The sequence below is a fragment of the Proluteimonas luteida genome (assembly GCF_021191695.1).
GTDB classification, from domain to species: Bacteria; Pseudomonadota; Gammaproteobacteria; order Xanthomonadales; family Xanthomonadaceae; genus Luteimonas; species Luteimonas luteida.
The window spans coordinates 161,340-179,196 of record NZ_JAIWPT010000005.1 but is presented as its reverse complement, the minus strand read 5'-3'; the positions used below and the strand labels follow the sequence as shown (position 1 = coordinate 179,196).

6 protein-coding genes are annotated in these 17,857 nt (G+C 72.6%); all 6 read right to left on the bottom strand.

Annotated features, from left to right (window positions below):
• Nucleotides 1-252 precede the first annotated feature (252 nt).
• From tssA to LDO26_RS06605, 6 genes are read right to left on the bottom strand one after another with little or no spacing between them, the layout of a single operon-like run.
• The gene (gene tssA / locus LDO26_RS06630) at nucleotides 253-1,293 is read right to left on the bottom strand and encodes a type VI secretion system protein TssA (protein ID WP_232130289.1); all 1,041 of its coding nucleotides are present in this window, start codon (nucleotides 1,291-1,293) and stop codon (nucleotides 253-255) included.
• Between the two features lie 27 nt (nucleotides 1,294-1,320).
• The gene (locus tag LDO26_RS06625) at nucleotides 1,321-11,373 is read right to left on the bottom strand and encodes a two-partner secretion domain-containing protein (protein ID WP_232130288.1); all 10,053 of its coding nucleotides are present in this window, start codon (nucleotides 11,371-11,373) and stop codon (nucleotides 1,321-1,323) included.
• Nucleotides 11,374-11,386: 13 nt separating this feature from the next.
• A complete protein-coding gene (locus LDO26_RS06620; protein WP_232130287.1) occupies nucleotides 11,387-13,174 on the bottom strand; it encodes a ShlB/FhaC/HecB family hemolysin secretion/activation protein in 1,788 nt (595 codons plus the stop codon).
• Complete coding sequence (locus LDO26_RS06615) at nucleotides 13,167-13,499, bottom strand: hypothetical protein (protein WP_232130286.1); 333 nt, start codon at nucleotides 13,497-13,499, stop codon at nucleotides 13,167-13,169. Before LDO26_RS06615 ends, LDO26_RS06620 begins: the two co-directional genes overlap by 8 nt.
• Complete coding sequence (locus LDO26_RS06610) at nucleotides 13,496-17,134, bottom strand: bifunctional serine/threonine-protein kinase/formylglycine-generating enzyme family protein (protein ID WP_232130285.1); 3,639 nt, start codon at nucleotides 17,132-17,134, stop codon at nucleotides 13,496-13,498. The genes LDO26_RS06615 and LDO26_RS06610 overlap by 4 nt, the downstream gene beginning before the upstream one ends.
• Nucleotides 17,131-17,853 (bottom strand): PP2C family protein-serine/threonine phosphatase, encoded by a 723-nt coding sequence (locus LDO26_RS06605; protein ID WP_232130284.1) that lies wholly within the window; start codon nucleotides 17,851-17,853, stop codon nucleotides 17,131-17,133. Before LDO26_RS06605 ends, LDO26_RS06610 begins: the two co-directional genes overlap by 4 nt.
• Nucleotides 17,854-17,857: the final 4 nt, after the last annotated feature.

The following is a 17,857-nucleotide window of genomic DNA, read 5'->3' as shown; positions in this document are numbered from 1 at the left end:
CGGGTTCGGCGTCCAGTCTATGGCGTTTGTGCGTCGTCGCCGCAATGCAGCGCGCCGATGCGAATGCGAACCCTGGGCGCGGCGGTGACGGGCAGGGGCGTGCGTGTCATGGCGTCGGTCGTCGGAGCTGCTCCGCTTGCGGCCGGCTGCAGTCTCGCAGCCGGCCGCTGCCCCGGACTCATGCCGCGTCGGCGGCGCCTGCATGTTCCGCGCGCAGGATCCTGGCGGCCGCCACCATCGCCTCCAGCGCGGTCAGCCCTCCTCCGAGGGCCCGACCACGTACTGCAGCTCGCTCAGGCCCGCCGGCGCGATATCCCGCAGCAGTTCCTCGAAGCCCTTGCCGACCAGCCGCCGCGCACGCCGCAGCAGGATCGGCACCGGACTCGACGGTTCCTGCCTGGCGTAGTACTCGCAGAGCTCGTCGATCCGGCGTACCACGTCGGCCGGACCGGCGATGCCGCCCGACGCGGACACGGGACGGGGCGCCGCATCATCGCTGCCGGCCCCGGCGCCATCCGCATCCGTCCCGGCCGTGTCCGCGGTCCCGATGCGCGCGTGCCACTGCGCCTGCAGGAACCGGTCGAGCTCGAACAGGTCGCTCAGCAGCGGCCGCAGCTCGGGCGCCTGCGTCGACAAGCGCTCCGACAGCAGGCCGTCGATCGCGCGTGCATGCGCGAGCGCTTCGTGCGCCGCGGCGGCGTTCGCCGACAGCAGGTCCTCGGGACAGTCGAGGCAACAGGCCTCGATCTCGGACATGGTCGGCAGCACCGCATCCGGATCGGCGGGCTTGAGGGTGCCCGCGGCGATCCGCAGTTCGCGCAACGCGAACGCGCCGAGGCGCGGCGAGCGTACGAAAGCGGTCGTGCGCAGGCGACCCAGCGGTCCCAGCGGATCGGCCAGCGGCAGCAGCGCGTTGACGCGTGCCGTCGGGTCGTCGTCGTCGTCGGCATCGAGCTGCGGATGCACCGTGTCCCACAGCGTGTCGAGCAGTCCGTGGACCAGGGCCAGCCCGTCGCGCCAGCCGGGAAGCCCGCGCTGGTCCAGCCACGCGCTGCACAGCGTGACCGCGACGCGCAGGTCGCGGCTGCGTTCGAGCAGTGCGACGGCCGACGGCAGCAACCGCTCCCAGTCCGGCCCGTCGGCATCGCCGCCGTCGCCGACGATGCGTTCGCCGCGCGGCGCGACCGCGCGCTCGAGCGCCATGAAATCGGCGTCGTACTCCAGGTCCGGCCCCGACGGCGCCGCGTCGTCGAGCGGCGCGGTCCATGCCGCGATATCGGTCTGCATCTGCATCGGATCAGCTCCGCGCCGGCCGCCGCATCACTGCACGGCCTCGACGCATTCGTCGCTCGGGAAGTCGGGATCGCACTCGGGCGTCTGGTCCTCCGACAGGCGGATGCCCGGCTCGACCACGCCGTAGGGGCGATAGTTGGAGGCATCGGCGCCGACGTCGACGTAGGCGACCTGGCGGTTGCTGGAGCTCTGCGCGCGGCCGGCCCAGACCGAGGTCGGCACGTTGACCGATGCCTCGCCGACGATCGGCAGCAGCGAGCCGTCGGGACGCAGCGCATAGAAGTACGCCGGTGGCAGGCCGATCGCGGCGACGCGCTGCTGCTCGGTCGCGGTGACGTAGATCGGCGAGGCCGGCAGGCCGATGCCGCCGGTCGCCGCCCACGTGCCGCGCCCGTTGTACAACCAGTCGGTGCCGTCCTGGCGCAGGTCGCCGACCACCGACAGGTAGAAGTCGGCGGTGCCTGCGTCGATCGTGAAGCGGCTGCCGTTGAGCGAGGCCAGTGTCAGCGATCGCCCGTTGGTCAGGCTGAAGCCTGCGCGCGCGGTGAAATCCCCGATGCGCTCGACCTGGTTGTCGACGACGCCGGCGGCGTCGCCGAGCGAGACCGCGCCGCCCGCACGTCCGCTGAGCGTGCGTGCGACCAGCGGGCCATCCGCGCCCTGGGTGATGGCACCGGTCGTTTCCAGGCGCATATCGCCGGCGGCGACGCGCCCGTCGATCGCGAGGTCGCCGTCGACGGCCAGCAGCAGGCTGTCGCCCGCGGAGACCGGTCCCGCGATCGCGAGCGACTGCGCGTTCGACAACCGGACCCCGTTGGCCGAGAACGCGCCGAGCGTGGCGATCCGGTTGGCACCGTCGAGGCGCACGCCCCCCGCCGCACTGCCGGTCAGCGTGCCGGCCGCGATGCGGCCGCCGCCCTGCGCGATGTCGGCACCGCTTTCCAGGACGAGCGTGCCGGCGGCATCGATGTCGTGCCCGATCGCGATACCGGAGGCGCCGTGCAGCGCGACATCGCTGCCGCCCAATGCGCCACGGGTGGTCAGGGTACCGCCGTGCGCGGCCAGCGTCAGGCTGCCGCGGCCGGTGTCGAGGGCGTGGGCGGGCAGCGTCAGCGCGCGTCCGGCGACCAGCCGCACGTCGCGGTCGGTGCCGGAAGCAAGGCGCTCGACCACGAGGTCGTTGGCATCGCGCAGCGAGATCGCGCCTCCGCTCGCATCGACCGCGCCGACGAAGTCGTTGCCGGCGTGGTCGAGGACGATGTCGCCGGCGCCGGCATCGAGCCGGGTCGCCGCGCCGACGCGCAGGGCGCCGGTCTGGATGACCGTGCCGCCGTGGCTGCGCGCTTCCAGCGCGCCCTGCACCGCCACGTCGCCGAACGCCAGCGCACCGTGGCTGTCGACGGTCAGCGCATCGGCACGCACGGTGCCGAGGGTCAATGCGTTGGCGTCGGCGATCGACACCGTGCCACCGGTCAGATGCACGCGCCCGGCGAAATCGTTGCCGGCGTTGTCGAGCGTGATCGCAGCCGCGCCGGCATCGATGCGGGCATCGCCGCCGACCGTGAGCGCGCCCGACTGCGCGATCGCGCCGCCGTTGCTGTCGGCGACCAGCGTATCGGCGATGGCGCCGGCGCCGAGGTCGAGCGCGCCCCGGCTGGTGACCGCGAGCGTGCCCACGTCCAGCGTCCCGATGGTCAGTGCGTTGGCATCGCGGATCGCGACGTCGTTGCCGGCCAGATGGACGGCACCGGCGAAATCGTTGTCGCCATCGGTCAACGCGATGTCGCCGCCGTTCGCGTCCAGCGTCGCGGTGCCGCCGACGCGGAACGCGCCGGACTGCGCGATGCCGCCGGTGCCCGCGGCGATGGAAAGATCGCCGCCGCCCGCACCGTCGTCGAGGGTGACCGTGCCGTCGGCCCGGAAGCTGCCGCCATCGACCACGAGCCCGGCGAGTGCGACATCGCCGCCGAAGCCGACATGGCCCGCGGCCCGGACGCCGAGCGCATGCGCGCCGGACACCGTCGACGCGAACGCGATGCCACCGTCGCGCGACGCGAGGTCCACGTCGGTCGCAAGCACGACGTCGCCGTCGTAGTCCTGGTCGCCGCCGGTGCCGATGTCGCCGTGCAGGACGATCGTGCCGGCGATCGCACGCAGGCGCGCGGCATCGACGCGGCCCAGCGCCAGCGTGTTGGCATCGGCGATGCGCACCGCACCGCCAATGATGTCGACGCGGCCGACGAAATCGTTGCCCGCGTTGTCCAGGGTGATGTCGCCGACGCCCGCGTCGACGGTGCTGGCGCCACCGACGAACAGCGCGCCGGACTGGCCGATCGCGCCGCCGTGGCTGTTGGCGACGAGCGTGCCTGCGACGGTGGTGGTGCCCAGGTCGAGATCGCCATGGCTGCGCACGTCCAGCGCCTGCGCGTCGACCCGGCCCAGGGTCAGCGCGTTCGCGTCGCGGATCGCGACCGTCGTGCCCGCCAGCGACACCGCGCCGCCGAAGTCGTTGTCCGCATGCGTCAGGTCGATCCCGGCGCCGCTGGTGAACGACGCGGTGCCGGCGACCGTCAGCGTGTCGGTCTGGCCGATGCTGCCGGTGCCGCTGCTGGCGATCAGCGTCTCCTCGATGTCGGTCCGGCCGAAGACGAGTGCGCCATTGCTGGTCACATCGAGGGTCCGCGCGTCGACCGTACCCAGCGTCAGCGCATTCGCGTCACGGATCGCGACCGTCGTGCCATCCAGCGACACTACGCCACCGAAATCGTTGTCCGCGTGCGTCAGGTCGATCCCGGCGCCGCTGGTGAACGACGCGGTGCCGGCGACCGTCAGCGCATCGGTCTGGCCGATGCTGCCGGCGCCACTGCTGGCGATCAGCGTCTCCTCGATGTCGGTCCGGCCGAAGAAGAGTGCCCCATTGCTGGTCACATCGAGGGTTCGCGCGTCGACCATGCCCAGCGTCAGCGCATTCGCGTCACGGATCGCGACCGTCGTGCCATCCAGCGACACCGCGCCGCCGAAGTCGTTGTCCGCATGCGTCAGGTCAATCGCGGCGCCGCTGGTGAACGACGCGGTGCCGCCGACGGACAGCGCCTCGGTCTGGCCGATGCTGCCGGTGCCGCTGTCGGCCACCAGCGTCTCGTCGACGTCGGTCTCGCCGAACACGAGTGCGCCATTGCTGGTCACGTCCAGCGCCTGCGCTTCGACCCGGCCCAGCGTCAGCGCATTCGCGTCACGGATCGCGACCGTCGTGCCCGCCAGCGACACCGCGCCACCGAAATCGTTGCCGTCGTGCGTCAGGTCGATCGCGTCCCCGCTGGTGAACGACGCGGTGCCGGCGACCGTCAGCGCATCGGTCTGGCCGATGCTGCCGGCGCCGCTGTCGGCGACCAGCGTTTCGTCGACGTCGGTCTCGCCGAACACGAGCGCGCCATTGCTGGTCACGTCCAGCGCCTGCGCTTCGACCTGGCCCAGCGTCAGCGCATTCGCGTCACGGATCGCGACCATCGTGCCATCCAGCGACACCGCGCCACCGAAATCGTTGTCCGCGTGCGTCAGGTCGATCGCGGCGCCACTGGTGAACGACGCCGTGCCGCCGACCGTCAGCGCGTCGGTCTGGCCGATGCTGCCGGTGCCACTGCCGGCGACCAGCGTCTCCTCGATGTCGGTCCGGCCGAAGACGAGTGCGCCATCGCTGCTGACATCGAAGGTCCGCGCGTCGACTGTGCCGAGCGTCAGCGCATTCGCATCGCGGATCGCGACCATCGTGCCATCCAGCGACACCGCGCCACCGAAATCGTTGTCCGCGTGCGTCAGCGCGATCCCGGCGCCGCTGGTGAACGACGCGGTGCCGACGACGGACAGCGCGTCGGTCTGGCCGATCGTGCCGGTACCGCTGTCGGCGACCAGCGTCTCCTCGATGTCGGTCCGGCCGAAGACGAGTGCGCCATCGCTGCTGACATCGAAGGTCCGCGCGTCGACTGTGCCGAGCGTCAGCGCATTCGCATCATGGATCGCGACCGTCGTGCCGGCCAGTGACACCGCGCCACCGAAATCATTGCCGTCATGCGTCAGCGCGATCCCGGCGCCGCTGGTGAACGATGCGGTGCCGACGACGGACAGCGACTCGGTCTGGCCGATGCTGCCGGTGCCGCTGTCGGCCACCAGCGTCTCGTCGACGTCGGTCTCGCCGAACACGAGTGCGCCGTTGCTGGTCACGTCCAGCGCCTGCGCGTCGACCGTGCCCAGCGTCAGCGCATTCGCGTCGCGGATCGCGACCGTCGTGCCGGCCAGCGACACCGCGCCCTTGAAATCATTGCCGTCATGCGTCAGCGCGATCCCGGCGCCGCTGGTGAACGACGCGGTGCCGCCGACCGTCAGCGACTCGGTCTGGCCGATGCTGCCGGTGCCACTGTCGGCCACCAGCGTCTCGTCGACATCGGTCTCGCCGAACACGAGTGCGCCGTTGCTGGTCACGTCCAGCGCCTGCGCGTCGACCCGGCTCAGCGTCAGCGCGTTCGCATCGTGGATCCGGACGTTGCCGCCATCGAGATGCACGGTGCCGACGAAATCGTTGCCGGTGTGGGCCAGGGTGATCGCGCCGCCATTGGCATCGATCCGCGTGTCGCCGCCGACGGTGAATGCGCCGCTCTGCTGGATCCCCCCGGTCTGCACCGTGACGTCGAGCCGATCGGCGATGTCGACCGTCGACGCGAACGCCGCACTGCCCGCCTCGATGCCGAGCGCGCCGAGCGCGACCGCGGCCCCGAAGCCCACGTGCCCGGCCGCATCGATGGCGACCCGGTGCGGACCTGAGACCGTGCTGCCGAATCCGATGCCGCCCGCACTGGCCACGAGCGACACGTCGGACTCGACCGCCACCGCACCCGCGTAGTCCTGGTCGCCACGGGTCGAGATGTCGTCCTGCAGCGCGATGCTCGTGGCGGTCGCGTGCAGGCTGTCGGCGTCCACGGCGCCCAGCACGAGACGGTCGCGGTCGGCGATGGTCACCGTGCCGCCGGTGATGTCGACCCGGCCGACGAAGTCGTTCTGCGCATCGTCCAGGGTCACGGCGCCCGTTCCGGCGTCGATCGTGCTGGTGCCGGCGATCGTCAACGCGCCGGACTGGACGATCGAACCGCCGTGGCTGGTCGCGGTCAGCTGTCCGCCGACCGTGCCGGCGCCCAGGTCGAGCGCGCCGTGACTGGTGACCGTGAGGTCCTCGCCGACGGTCACCGCGGCGAGCGTCAGGTCGTCTACGTCGCGCAACGCGACCGTGCCGCCGGAGACCGTCACCGCACCGCCGAAATCGTTCTCCGGCAGGTCGAGGACGATGTTGCCGCCGGCTGCATCGAGCAGGCTGGTGCCGCCGACCGCAAGCGCGCCGGTCTGCACGATGTCGCCGCCGTTCGAGCGTGCCTCGAGGATGCCGGCCACCGTTGCAGTGCCGAGATCCAGCGTGTCGTGGCTGTCTGCGACCAGCGAACCGGCCGACACGGTGCCCAGCGCGAGGGCGTTGGCGTCGCTGATCGCGACGGCACCGCCACGCAGATGCACGCGCCCTGCGAAATCGTTGTCGGCATGCGTCAGCAGGATCGTACCGCCGTTGGCGTCGAAATCCGCGATGCCGCCGACCGTGAACGCGTCGGACTGGGCGATGCCGCCGGCCTGCACGCCGACCGTCAGGTTGCCGCCGGTGGCTACCGTGGAACCGAAGCCCGCGCTGCCGGCCTCGACCGTCAGCGCCGATACGGCGACCGCGCCGCCGAATCCGGCATGGCCGTCGCTGCGCACATCGAGCGCGTGTGCCCCGTCCACGGACGCGGCGAAGGCCACGTGGCCGCCGGCATCCAGGGTCACGTCGGATTCGAGCTGCACCACGCCGGCGTAGTCCTGGTCCTCGTCGGTGGTCACGTCGCCGCGCAGCGCGATCGTGTCGGCAATCGCCAGCAGGTTGCGCGCGTCGACGCCGGCCAGCCACAGCGCGTTCGCGGCAACGGCCACGTCGCGCCCCGCCAGCGTGAGGGGGCCGCCGAGCACGTTGCCGGCACGCGTCAGCGTGATGTCGCCGGCACCGCCGCCGCCGCGGGCATCGATGATGCTCGCGCCAGCCGCGACCAGATCGCCGCTCTGGGTGATGGCGCCGCCATTGGATTGCGCGGTCAGCCCGCCGGTCAGCGTGGTGGTGCCGAGGTCGAGCGCGCCGTGGCTGGCCACGTCCAGCGAGCCTGCGTCGACGATGCCGAGCCGCAGCGCGTTGCGGTCGTTGACCGATACCGCGCCGCCGGCCAGGTCCACCGCGCCCTCGAAGTCGTTGTCGGCATGGCCGAGCGCGATGCGGGCGGTGCCGGCGTCGAACCGGGCGTCGCCTTCGACGTGCAGGGCTGCGCTCTGGGTGATGGCGCCGCCATTGGATTGCGCGGTCAGCCCGCCGGTCAGCGTGGTGGTGCCGAGATCGAGCGCGCCGTGGCTGGCCACGTCCAGCGAGCCTGCGTCCACGATGCCGAGCCGCAGCGCGTTGCGGTCGTTGACCGATACCGCGCCGCCGGCCAGGTCCACCGCGCCCTCGAAGTCGTTGTCGGCATGGGTGAGCGCGATGCGGGCACTGCCTGCGGCGAACCGGGCATCCCCTTCGACGTGCAGCGCCGCCGTCTGGGTGATGTCGCTGCCGCTGTCCGCAGCCAGATCGCCGCGCACGCGGCCGTCGGCCAGGGCGATGCCGCCGCTGCCGGCCGTCGCGCCCAGGTCGCCGCCGATGTCGAAGTCCGTGAGCGACAGACCGTTGCCCTGCAGCGTGGCGTCGCCGGCAATGCGCGCGTCGGACAGCGACAGCGTGCCCGCACTGCGGGCGCCGAGACTGTCGACGTCCACCGTGTCCAGCGCCAGGACCGATGCCGCATGGACCACCGCGTCGGCGCCATCCAGCGAGACGGTACCGGCGAACCGGTTCGCCTCCCCGAGGGCGATGTCGCCTGCCGCGACGAAGTGCGCATTGCCGCCCACGTCGTACACGCCGTTCTGGACGATGTCGCCGCCGCTGGTGACCCGCAGCGCATTGGCGACGCGGATGCCGCGGGTCGACACGCTGCCGCCGTCGAGCGTGAGATCGGCCAGCGCACGGGCGGCACCGGCGGTGTCCGACAGCGTCAGCGCATCGTGCGCCTCGAGTGTCAGTGTGCCCTGTCCGGATATCGCGGCTTCGAGACTGCCGGCAACCGTGACCGCGCCTGCCGAGCTGCGGACCGTCGCCTGCGCTGCGCCGACCAGGGTGTTTCCGAAGGCGATGTCGCCGGACGTGGTGATGTCGGCGCCTATCCGGGTGAGGGACGTCCCCCGCGTATCCAGCGAGGACAACGCAGTGCCGCTGCCGACGGCGCCTTCGAATGTGACGTCCATACCGGCATCGACCGTGAGCGCGTACGGACCGTCGACGGTACCGCCCAGGACGATGGCGCCCAAGGCGCTGGTCAGGTGTGAGTCGCGGTCGAGGGTCACGCTGCCGTCGTAGTACTGCATGCCTACCGTGCTGAGGCTGCCCGGCAGCAGCAGCTGGGGGGCGATGGCCCACAGGCTGCCCACGTCCAGCGCGCCGAAGCGAAGCGAAGCGCTGTCCCGGATCTGGACGTTGCGACCGGTCAGCGACACCGGGCCAGCGAACCTGTTCCCCGCGTTCGCCAGCGTGATGTCGCCATTGCCGGTCGCGAACCGGGCGTCTCCGCCGACGAGAAATGCGCCCTGCTGGACGATGGTGCCGGCGGCGATGGAGACCGAGGTATCGCCGCTCGTTTGCAGCGTGCCGCCGGCCGTGAAGCCGGCGGCGTCGATCGTCAGCCCGGCAAGCGCGGTGGTGGCGCCGACCGCGCCCGACATCGCGACCGCACCGCCTGCATCGATCGTCAGCAGCTGCGCACCGTCGACCGTCTGCACGAAGCTCACGTTGCCGCCGGCGTCGACCACCGTCGCGCCGACCAGTCGCACTGCGCCCGCATAACGCTGGCCGCCGGTGGTCTCGAACGTGCCCGACAGCTCGATGCCGTCGGCGGTGGCGACGAGGCTGGTCGCATCGACGTGCACCAGCCGCAGTTGCTCGCCGCCGATTTCGACCGCGTTGCCGGTGAGCGAGAGCGCGCCGCCGAACCGGTTGGTCGGATTGTCGAGCAGGACATTGCCCGCCGCCCGGATCGTCGTCGCGCCGCCGACCCGCACCGATGTCCCGGCGGCCTGCGCGATGCCCTGGGCGTTGCGCAGGGTCAGCGCGCCATTGACGACGATGTCGCCGAATGCGCTGATCGCATTCGCGCCGCCGAGGTCCGCGCTCGCCGCGTCGAGCGCGAGCCTGGGGCTCTGGATACGCGCGGTGTCGGACTGTTCGACGGCGCCACTGCTCGACAGCCGGACCGCCGCGGTGCCTGCGACGTCGTGCGCCAGTGTCAGCCCGTCACTGCCGTGCAGGTGCACGCTGTGACCGCGCAATGCACCGGGCGTCGACAGGCTGCGGCCGGCGAACAGCACCAGGTCCGCGCTGCCGGTATCGATCGCGCCGGCGGGAAGCGTCAGCGTGCCGCCCGCGGTGAGCGACAGCGTGCTGTCCGTGGCGTTGCTGATGCTGGACACGGTGAGGTTGTTGGCGTCGCGCAGGGTGATGCCGTTCCCCGAGGCACCGACCGCACCGACGAAATCGTTGCCGCCGTTGGCGAGCACGATCGCGTCCCCGCGGGCGTCGAGGGACGTGCTGCCGGCGACGATCAGTGCACCGGTCTGGGTGATTGCGCCGCCCGCGTCGAGCGTCAGGTTGCCGGCCGCGCGCGAGCTGCCCTGCGAGTGGACGCCGATCCCGATGCCGCCGTCGCTGCGAAGCGAGACGTTGCGCCCCTGGAAGGCGGTGATGCCGCCCAGGCGGTTGCCGGTGTTGGCGAGCGTGATGTCGCCGCTGGCGGCCAGCGAGGTGCCTCCCGACTGCAGCCGGCTGGGCGTGTCCACGGTGCCGGCCACCTGCTCGATGGTGCCGCCGCTGGCCATGAACGTCCCTGCGCCGATGTCGCCGCGCAGGGTGATGGTGCCGCTTGTCGACGCCGTGAGAGTGCTGGACGCCGTCACCTGGCCGCCCAGGTTCAGGTGGTTCGTGCCGGCGTCGAGGGTGATCTTGCCGCCGGTGAAGCCGAGGTCCGTGGCGAGGATGACGCCCGTCGTGTTGACGGCCGTGGCCACGTCGGCGGGAATGCCCCGCGCCGCAAGCGTCACCTGGCCGCCGTTCGACTGCAGCGTCCCGGCATTGTCCACCAGCACGGACGCGCCGCTCGCTGCAGCCGTGCCGGCGGTGACGGTCACGTCGTGCGTGGAACCCAGCGTGAGCGTGCCCTGCCCCGCCGCGACGAGGTGGACGGCGCCGCCATCGGCCGTGATCGTGCCGCTGCCCCGGTTCTGGACCGAGCCTCCGATCAGGCTGATGGAGCCGCCGTTGGTGGCGACGATCGTGCCCTCGTTCCGGATCAGCCCCGGATTGCCGCTCTGCGCCAGGCTCAACTGGTTGCCACCGCTGAGGAAGTACGCGATCGGCTCTCCGCCGAATCCCGCCTGCGGCGACAACGTCGACACCATCAGGCTGCCGACATTCACTTGGGCGCCCGAGCCGAACAGGACGCCGCTGGGATTGATCAGGAAGATGCCGGCATCGGCCTCGAGCCTGCCGAGGATCTGCGACGGGGTGCCGCCGGTCACGCGGTTCAGGGCGATGCTGCCCGCGGACTGGACGAAATCGACGTGGGCCTCCGCGCCGATGTCGAAGCTCGTCCAGTCGATGACCGTGCGGCCGTTCTGGACGATTCGCAGCAGATTGGCCGCGCTGTCGCGAGTGATGCTGGCAGCGCCGCCGACGACGGTCTCGCCGGTCGGCAGCTGTCCGGATGCGACCTGCGCCCATGCGCTGCCGCCGGCCAGCGCCAGCGCGACCGCCAGCAGTGCGCGCGGCGCCAGGAGACGCGTCGCGCCACCGGCACCGACGCGATGCCGGGAAGCGAGTTCGGAGGCCACCTGCACCTGGCCGAGCGTGCGGTTGAAAACGAGGCGGAAAATGCGGTTCATCGTCGGATCCTTCTCAGAACGTCATGCCGAACCGGGCCCAGGCCCGGAAATCGTCGCCATCGGATGCCTCGGACCTGCCGCCCACCGGCACCGCGCCGGCCAGGCGCAGCTCGAGGTTGTGCAGGTGCGGCAGCCGGAACACGAGGCCGAGGCCGGCACCGTTGTAGGTGCGTCCCTCCGCCGGCGACAGGCTGCCGGGCGATGCGGTGACCCGACCGTGGTCGGCGAACACCTCGAACTGCAGCAGGTCGCGCCAGGGGCGTCCGCCGAACGGCGAGGCGACGTCGCCGAAGCCCGGTGCGTCGACCTGGTACTCGAGCGTGGCCTGGTAGCCGCGGTCGCCGAGCGCGTCCGACACCGGCAGCGCGCGGATGCTGTCGGGCCCGCCGAGCGCGATCTGTTCCATCGGCACCAGCACGTCGTCGGTGTACTGCCCGTACACGCGGGCGAACAGGCGCTGCGACGGGGTCAGGTACTGCATGCGCGCGAGCGAGACGCGCAGCAGGGTGAAATCGCTGGTGCGCGCAGGCGTGACCGAATCCTCGCCCGGCGCCGAGCGGTCGTCGACGGCATGGCGCAGGTTGGCCTGCACCAGGTTGACGCCGCGCGTGCCGCGGTCGATGTGCCGGAGCGTGTAGCCGAGATCGACGACGTCGAAGGCCTGGTCCGACAGGCTGAAACCGTCCAGCACCTCCAGGCGCGAACGCTCGCGCACGTAGCGCAGCCCGCCCTGCATCTGCAGCGTGGGGCGGTTGACGAAGCGCCAGTCCGCGCCGATCTGCGCGACCGAGGTCGGACCGGTGAGCCGGAGTGCGGCGAACGGCCCCCGGTTGACCTCCATTTCGCTGCGCGAGTACGCGGCCGTGACCGACAGGCCGTCGACGGCGATCACCGGCACGTTCCAGGCCAGCGCCGCGAAATCGCTCTGGTCGGGATCGTAGCCGCGCGCGTAGCCGGCCGAGATCGTGTCGCCGATGCCGAGCGCGTTGCGCCAGGCCAGGCCGAGCTGCGCGCGATAGCGGCCGGTCAGCTCGGTGCCGTGGTTGCTGGCGCCGATCGAGATCGAATACGGACGCGCCTCTTCGGTCGCGGTCACCAGCAGATCGGTCTCGCCCGTCGCCTGGCCCGGCTGCAGCACGACGGACGTGGTGACGCCGGGGATGTCGCGCATGCTCAGCAGCGCACCGTCCATTTCGTCGCGGTGCAGCGTGCGCCCGGCCAGGCGCCGCGCGGGCGCGGCGATCGCCGAGGCCCGCACCCGCTGGTTGCCTTCAACGATCACCCGGCCCAGGCGTCCTTCGAGCACCGCGATCTCGACGATGCCGTCCTCGCCGATGGTCTGTGCCGGCAGGTAGGCCGCCGAGACCACGTAACCGGCATCGCGATAGGCCATCGTCACCGGCTGCGCGGCGTCGGCCAGCTGGTCGAAATCGAGGGTGACGCGGTCGGCGCCGCCGGCCAGTTCGGCGAAGCGCGCGTCGAGCAGCGCCTGCATCTTGACCGGCGTGATGCCGCGTTCGGGATGCTCGCCGACGCCGCGGATGCGGAACCCGCGGACCTCGACCTCGGTGACCGGCGCGGCGGCGCGGTCGCGCACCGCCGGCACCACGGGTGCTTCGGGGAGCGGCTCGCGCAGCGGTGCACGCAGCGCCTCTTCCTGGTCGCCGGGCTGCCAGCCGGTCGGCGGTGGCGTGCCTTGGGCCTGTGCGCCCTGTGCCAGCGCCAGCATCGGTGCGGCCAGTGCGAGCCCGCAGGCCCGGGTCAGCAGCGCGCGCGGCTGCAGCCGTATGATCTCAGACATTCCCCTGCTCCATTGTCCATACCATCCATACCGCGGTCGCGACCGCGGCCGATGCGGCCGCGAGTACGGCGAGCCAGCGCAAGGAAGATGGTGATCCCCGCCGCAACCCTAGCATCATCGTCGCGCCTTCCGCGGCAGCGCCGGTTTCGCCGGCGACAGCCGGTGGCGAGACCGCCCTGCGTTCGGTTTCGTCGCCGCGATCGCGTAGCGCGGCGATGATGCGACGGCGCCGCTCGCGATACGTTTCGCGGCTGATCCCACCTTGCTGCCACGCCTCACCGAGGGCGTGCAGTGCGGCATTGGCGTCGCGTTCCCAGTCGCTCATTTCAGCTCCCGCAGCACACGGAAACCCACGTCGGCCTGCGCCGCGCCGCCGTCGTCCCGGCGCGCCTCGACCGTGCAGTCGGACCACAGGCTGCCGAAGCCCCCGCCCTGCACCGCGAGACTGCCGCCGCTGTCGGTCCATTCCCAGACGTTGCCGCTCATGTTGATCAGTCCCCAGGGATTGGCGCCGCGGCCGCGCGCCGAGACCGGGCCGCCGCCGCTGCCCGCGTCCGCGGTCGGCGGCACGCAGTTGCTGTCGGGCGCCTGGCGCCATCCGGCGCCGGCCTGCGCCGCATGCCGCCACTCGGCCTCGGTCGGCAGGCGATGGCGCCAGCCGCCGCTCGCGTGGACCAGCCAGCGCGCATAGCCGCGGGCCTGCGCCACGGGGATGCCGGTGACCGGCAACGCACCCGCCGCCGCGCTCGCGACCGGCTGCGGCCTGCAGCGCCCGGTGGCCTGGCAGTAGGCGTTGAACTCGTTGACCGTGACCTCCGCGCGCGACAGTGCATAGGCCTTGCCGCCGGCAATCCCGGGCACCACGACGAACGTGGGGCCACGCCCGTCGCCGATGGGGTCGAAGCAGAAGCGCCCGCGCCCGGCCAGGCCGGACTGGCCGCAGGGGTCCGGGCCATCCGGCACGGGCGGCAGCGCCGCTTCCGGATCGACCGACGCGCCGGCGGCAACGGGCGTCGCGGCACCCGTTGCTGCGGCCGGCCGCGGCCGGCTCCCCTGGCTGCGGGACGTGGCACCGGCACGAGGCTCGACCGGCGACGGGACCGCGCCCGCCGGCGCGAGCGCCCCCAGCCTTGCCGCGAGTCCGCCCTCGGGGAGGGCACCGCGCGCGCGCAGCTGCGCCTCCAGCGCCGCCAGGCCCTCGGCGTCCTCGCGCGCGACCTCGGCCAGGCGCGCGCTCAAGGCCGCGTGGACGCGCGGGTCGGGCGGCGCGCGCGACGCGTCGTCGATCGCGGCGGCGACTTCGTAGCGTGCGCGCGCATTGCGCAGGTCGAGGCGGTCGCCCAGCAGCGCGACCGCCTCGGCCGCGATCGACGCGGCGCGCGCGAGATCGCCGTTGCCGGCTGCACGTTCCCCCGCAGCGAGATACGCGCTGGCCAGCAGCTGCGGCGCACCGGTACGCGTGAACGCGTCGTTGGGCGCCAGCGTGCGCAGGCGCTGCAACGATTCGCGTGCCTTCTCCAGATCGCCGGCAGTCGCGGCCCGGCGCAGCGACTCGCCGAGCGCGACCGTCTCGGCGCTCGCGGCCTCGCGCGCGAGCCGCACATCGAGCGCGGCCTGCAGACCGTCCAGGCGCGTCTTCTCGCGCAGCAACACGGGGTTGCCGGGCACCTGCGCCAGGCCGAATGCCACCAGCGCCGACGCCCGCGCCAGCTGCAGCGGCGCCTGTGCCGTCGCCACCTGGTGCGCGATCGCGCGGGCCAGGGCCTCGCGCAATCCGGCGTCGCCCGGCGCCCGTGGCCCCGCGTCGAGCACCTGCAGGGCCGCGGCGACCCCGGCCTGCCAGCGCGGGTCGTCGGACGGCTGCGCAATGCGCGCCGACAGCAGCGTGCGCGCGGATTCGGCGTCACGCGGCGTTTCGACCGCGGGCTGGCGGCGCCCGGCCTCGTCCGCGACCGCAGCCTCGAGCGCGGTGCCGGCCAGTTGCAGGCGCAGCGAATCCGGGAACAGCGCCTGTGCCTGGCGCAGGCGCTCGCCGGCGAGCGCCAGGCGCGCGCCTTCGGTGGCGTCGCGCACCGCGTCGGCATAGGCCAGTTCCAGGCCGGGATGGCGCAGCAGCGCGCTCGACGGGTCGACGGCGCGCACCCGTTCCAGCGTGTCGGCCGCGCCCGCGCCATCGGCGGAAAAGAGTCGACCGGCCGCGATCCGCGTGCTCAGTTCGGTATCCAGGGCGTTGAGCAGCTCGTCGCGCTCGACCGCCATCGTCCGGGCACGCTCGTCGAGCGCCGGCGAGAACAGCCGCAGGTCGTTGCGCAGCGCGAACACCTTCTGCGCCTGCACGTAGTCGTAGCGACCCTGCCGGGGATTCCACAGCGCATCCAGGCGCCGCAGCAGGAACGATTCGATGCGCTGGTTCTCGGCCAGCACGAGCGCGTCGCGGTCCGATGCCGCGAGCGCGGCCAATGCCGCCATCGCCGCGCCCTCGTCGGCGAACCCACCTTCGCCGTCGGTGGAGAAACCGGCGACGACCGCCGCGAGCTGGCGCTGGTGCAGCCAGTGCGATGCGCCGAACACCGCGCCGCCGACGACCAGCGCCGCCGCGGCGCCGTAGCCTGCCAGCGGCAGCAGGCGCTCGCGGGCCGGCACCTCGCGCAGGCCATCGAGCAGCGCCTCGACGCCGGGCAACCGGTCCGCCGCACGGAACGCGACCGCGCGGCACAGCGTGCGGTACTGGCGCCGGGTCAGGCCCGGCACCTTCGGCGGCGTGCGACCTTCGCGCAGCGCGACTTCGGCGCTGGCCTTGTCGAACGGATGGCGGCCGGTCAGCAGCTCGAAACAGACGCAACCCAGCGCATAGATGTCGTCGGACGGCGCGGGCTCGGCGCCCTCGATCATTTCCAGGCTCGCGTATGCCGGCGTCAGCGCGCCGAGCGTGGACGCGTCGAACACGGTGACCTCGCCGGCCGCGCCGGCGCCCGCCTTGCCGGCGCGCGCAATGCCGAAATCGAACACCTTGGGCACGCCGTCGGCCGCGACCATGACGTTGCCGGGCTTGAAGTCGGAGTGCACGACGCCGGCCGCGTGCGCGCGTCCGAGCGCCCTGCACATGCCTTCGATCAACGGCCGCGCCCGGGCCAGCGGCATGCCGTTGAAGGCGCGCTCGCGGATCAGCATGCGCAGGTCCGACCCGTCGATGTACTCCATCGTCATGTAGACGATGGTCCCGGCCTTGTCGAAGTCGTATACACGCACGATGTTGTCGTGCGCGAGACGCTGCGATCGGCGCGATTCGCGCTGCAGCGCCACCAGCGAATCGGGATGGCGTCGGAACTCGTCGTTGAGCACCTTGACCGCGACGTAGGGATCGCGGTCCTGGGCCTCGACCTTGCGCTCGTCGCGCGCCAGGAACACCACGCCCATGCCGCCGCGGCCGAGCTCGCGCTCGAGCAGGAACCGGCCCTTGAGCAGCATCCCGACGGTGGCGGTCTCGCCGGCCGCGGCATCGGCGATACCGGCCCAGCTGGCGGTCGCCGCGCTGCCGTGCGTGCCGGTGCCGATGCCGCCCGACGCATCCGCGGGCGGTGGACGCGGCACCGGCGCGCGCGGCACGACGCGGGTCACGTCGTCGCCGGCCTCGGGCGTGCCCGCATCCGCGGACGGCGACGCGGGCCGTCCGGCCAGCGGCATCACCACGGTGGCGTCGTCATCGGCCGCAACCGGCGCGCCGGGCGCCGGGCCTGCGGCGCCGGGCGCGCGCATCGCATCGAGGCGTTCGCGCAGTGCCAGCAGCGTGGTCTCGTCGAGCTCCTCGCGGAAGCGCCACAGCGTCTCCACGCCGGCGCTGTACTCGGCCTCGGGCAGCACGCCACGGCGCGACAGCGCGTTGAGCACCGATCCCAGGTCGATGTCGCCACGGCGCAGGGCCGTCATCAGTTCCACCACGTCCGTCCCGCCCTCGCTCATGCCGCCGCCTCCCCGAACCGCACCGCGATGGCCGACACGTTGTCGCGGGCCGCGCGTTCGAGCGCGAGCTCGAACAGGCGGCGCACCAGGGCCTGCGGATCGCGCGCGCGCCCGCATTCGAGGTCCAGTTCCTCGTCTCCGATTTCCTTGTTGATGCCGTCCGTGCACAGCACGAACGTCGTGTCGCGGCCGCTGCCGGCGATGGTCCAGTCGACGAACAGCCGCGGCTGCGCGCCGACCGCGCGCGTCAGCGCGCCCGGCGGCGGCTGGCCATGCGCCGGGGCGCCGGCGAAACGCGTGACGTCCTCGCGGGCGCCGTGCACGTGGTCGACGGTGATCTGCCGCAGGCGACGACGGTCGTAGCAGTAGCCGCGACTGTCGCCGACCCAGCCGCACAGCGCGACGTCGTCGTCGTGCACCAGCACCACCACGGTCGAGCCGATGAGATCGCCGCCGCGCTCGGCGGCCACGCGCAGCAGCTCGTCGTTGACGCCTTCGAGCACGTCGTCGATCGCATCGAGGAAATCGCAGAGGTCGTCCGGGCGCTGCAGTGCGGCAAGACGTTCGACGATCAGGCCGCTGGCATAGTCGCCGGCACTGTGGCCGCCGAGTCCATCGGCGACGGCCCACAGCCCGGCATCGTCGCGCAGCAGGATCGCATCCTCGTTGCAGCGCCGGACCTTGCCCGGATCGGTCCGGCCGCACGAATGCGGCGCCATGCCG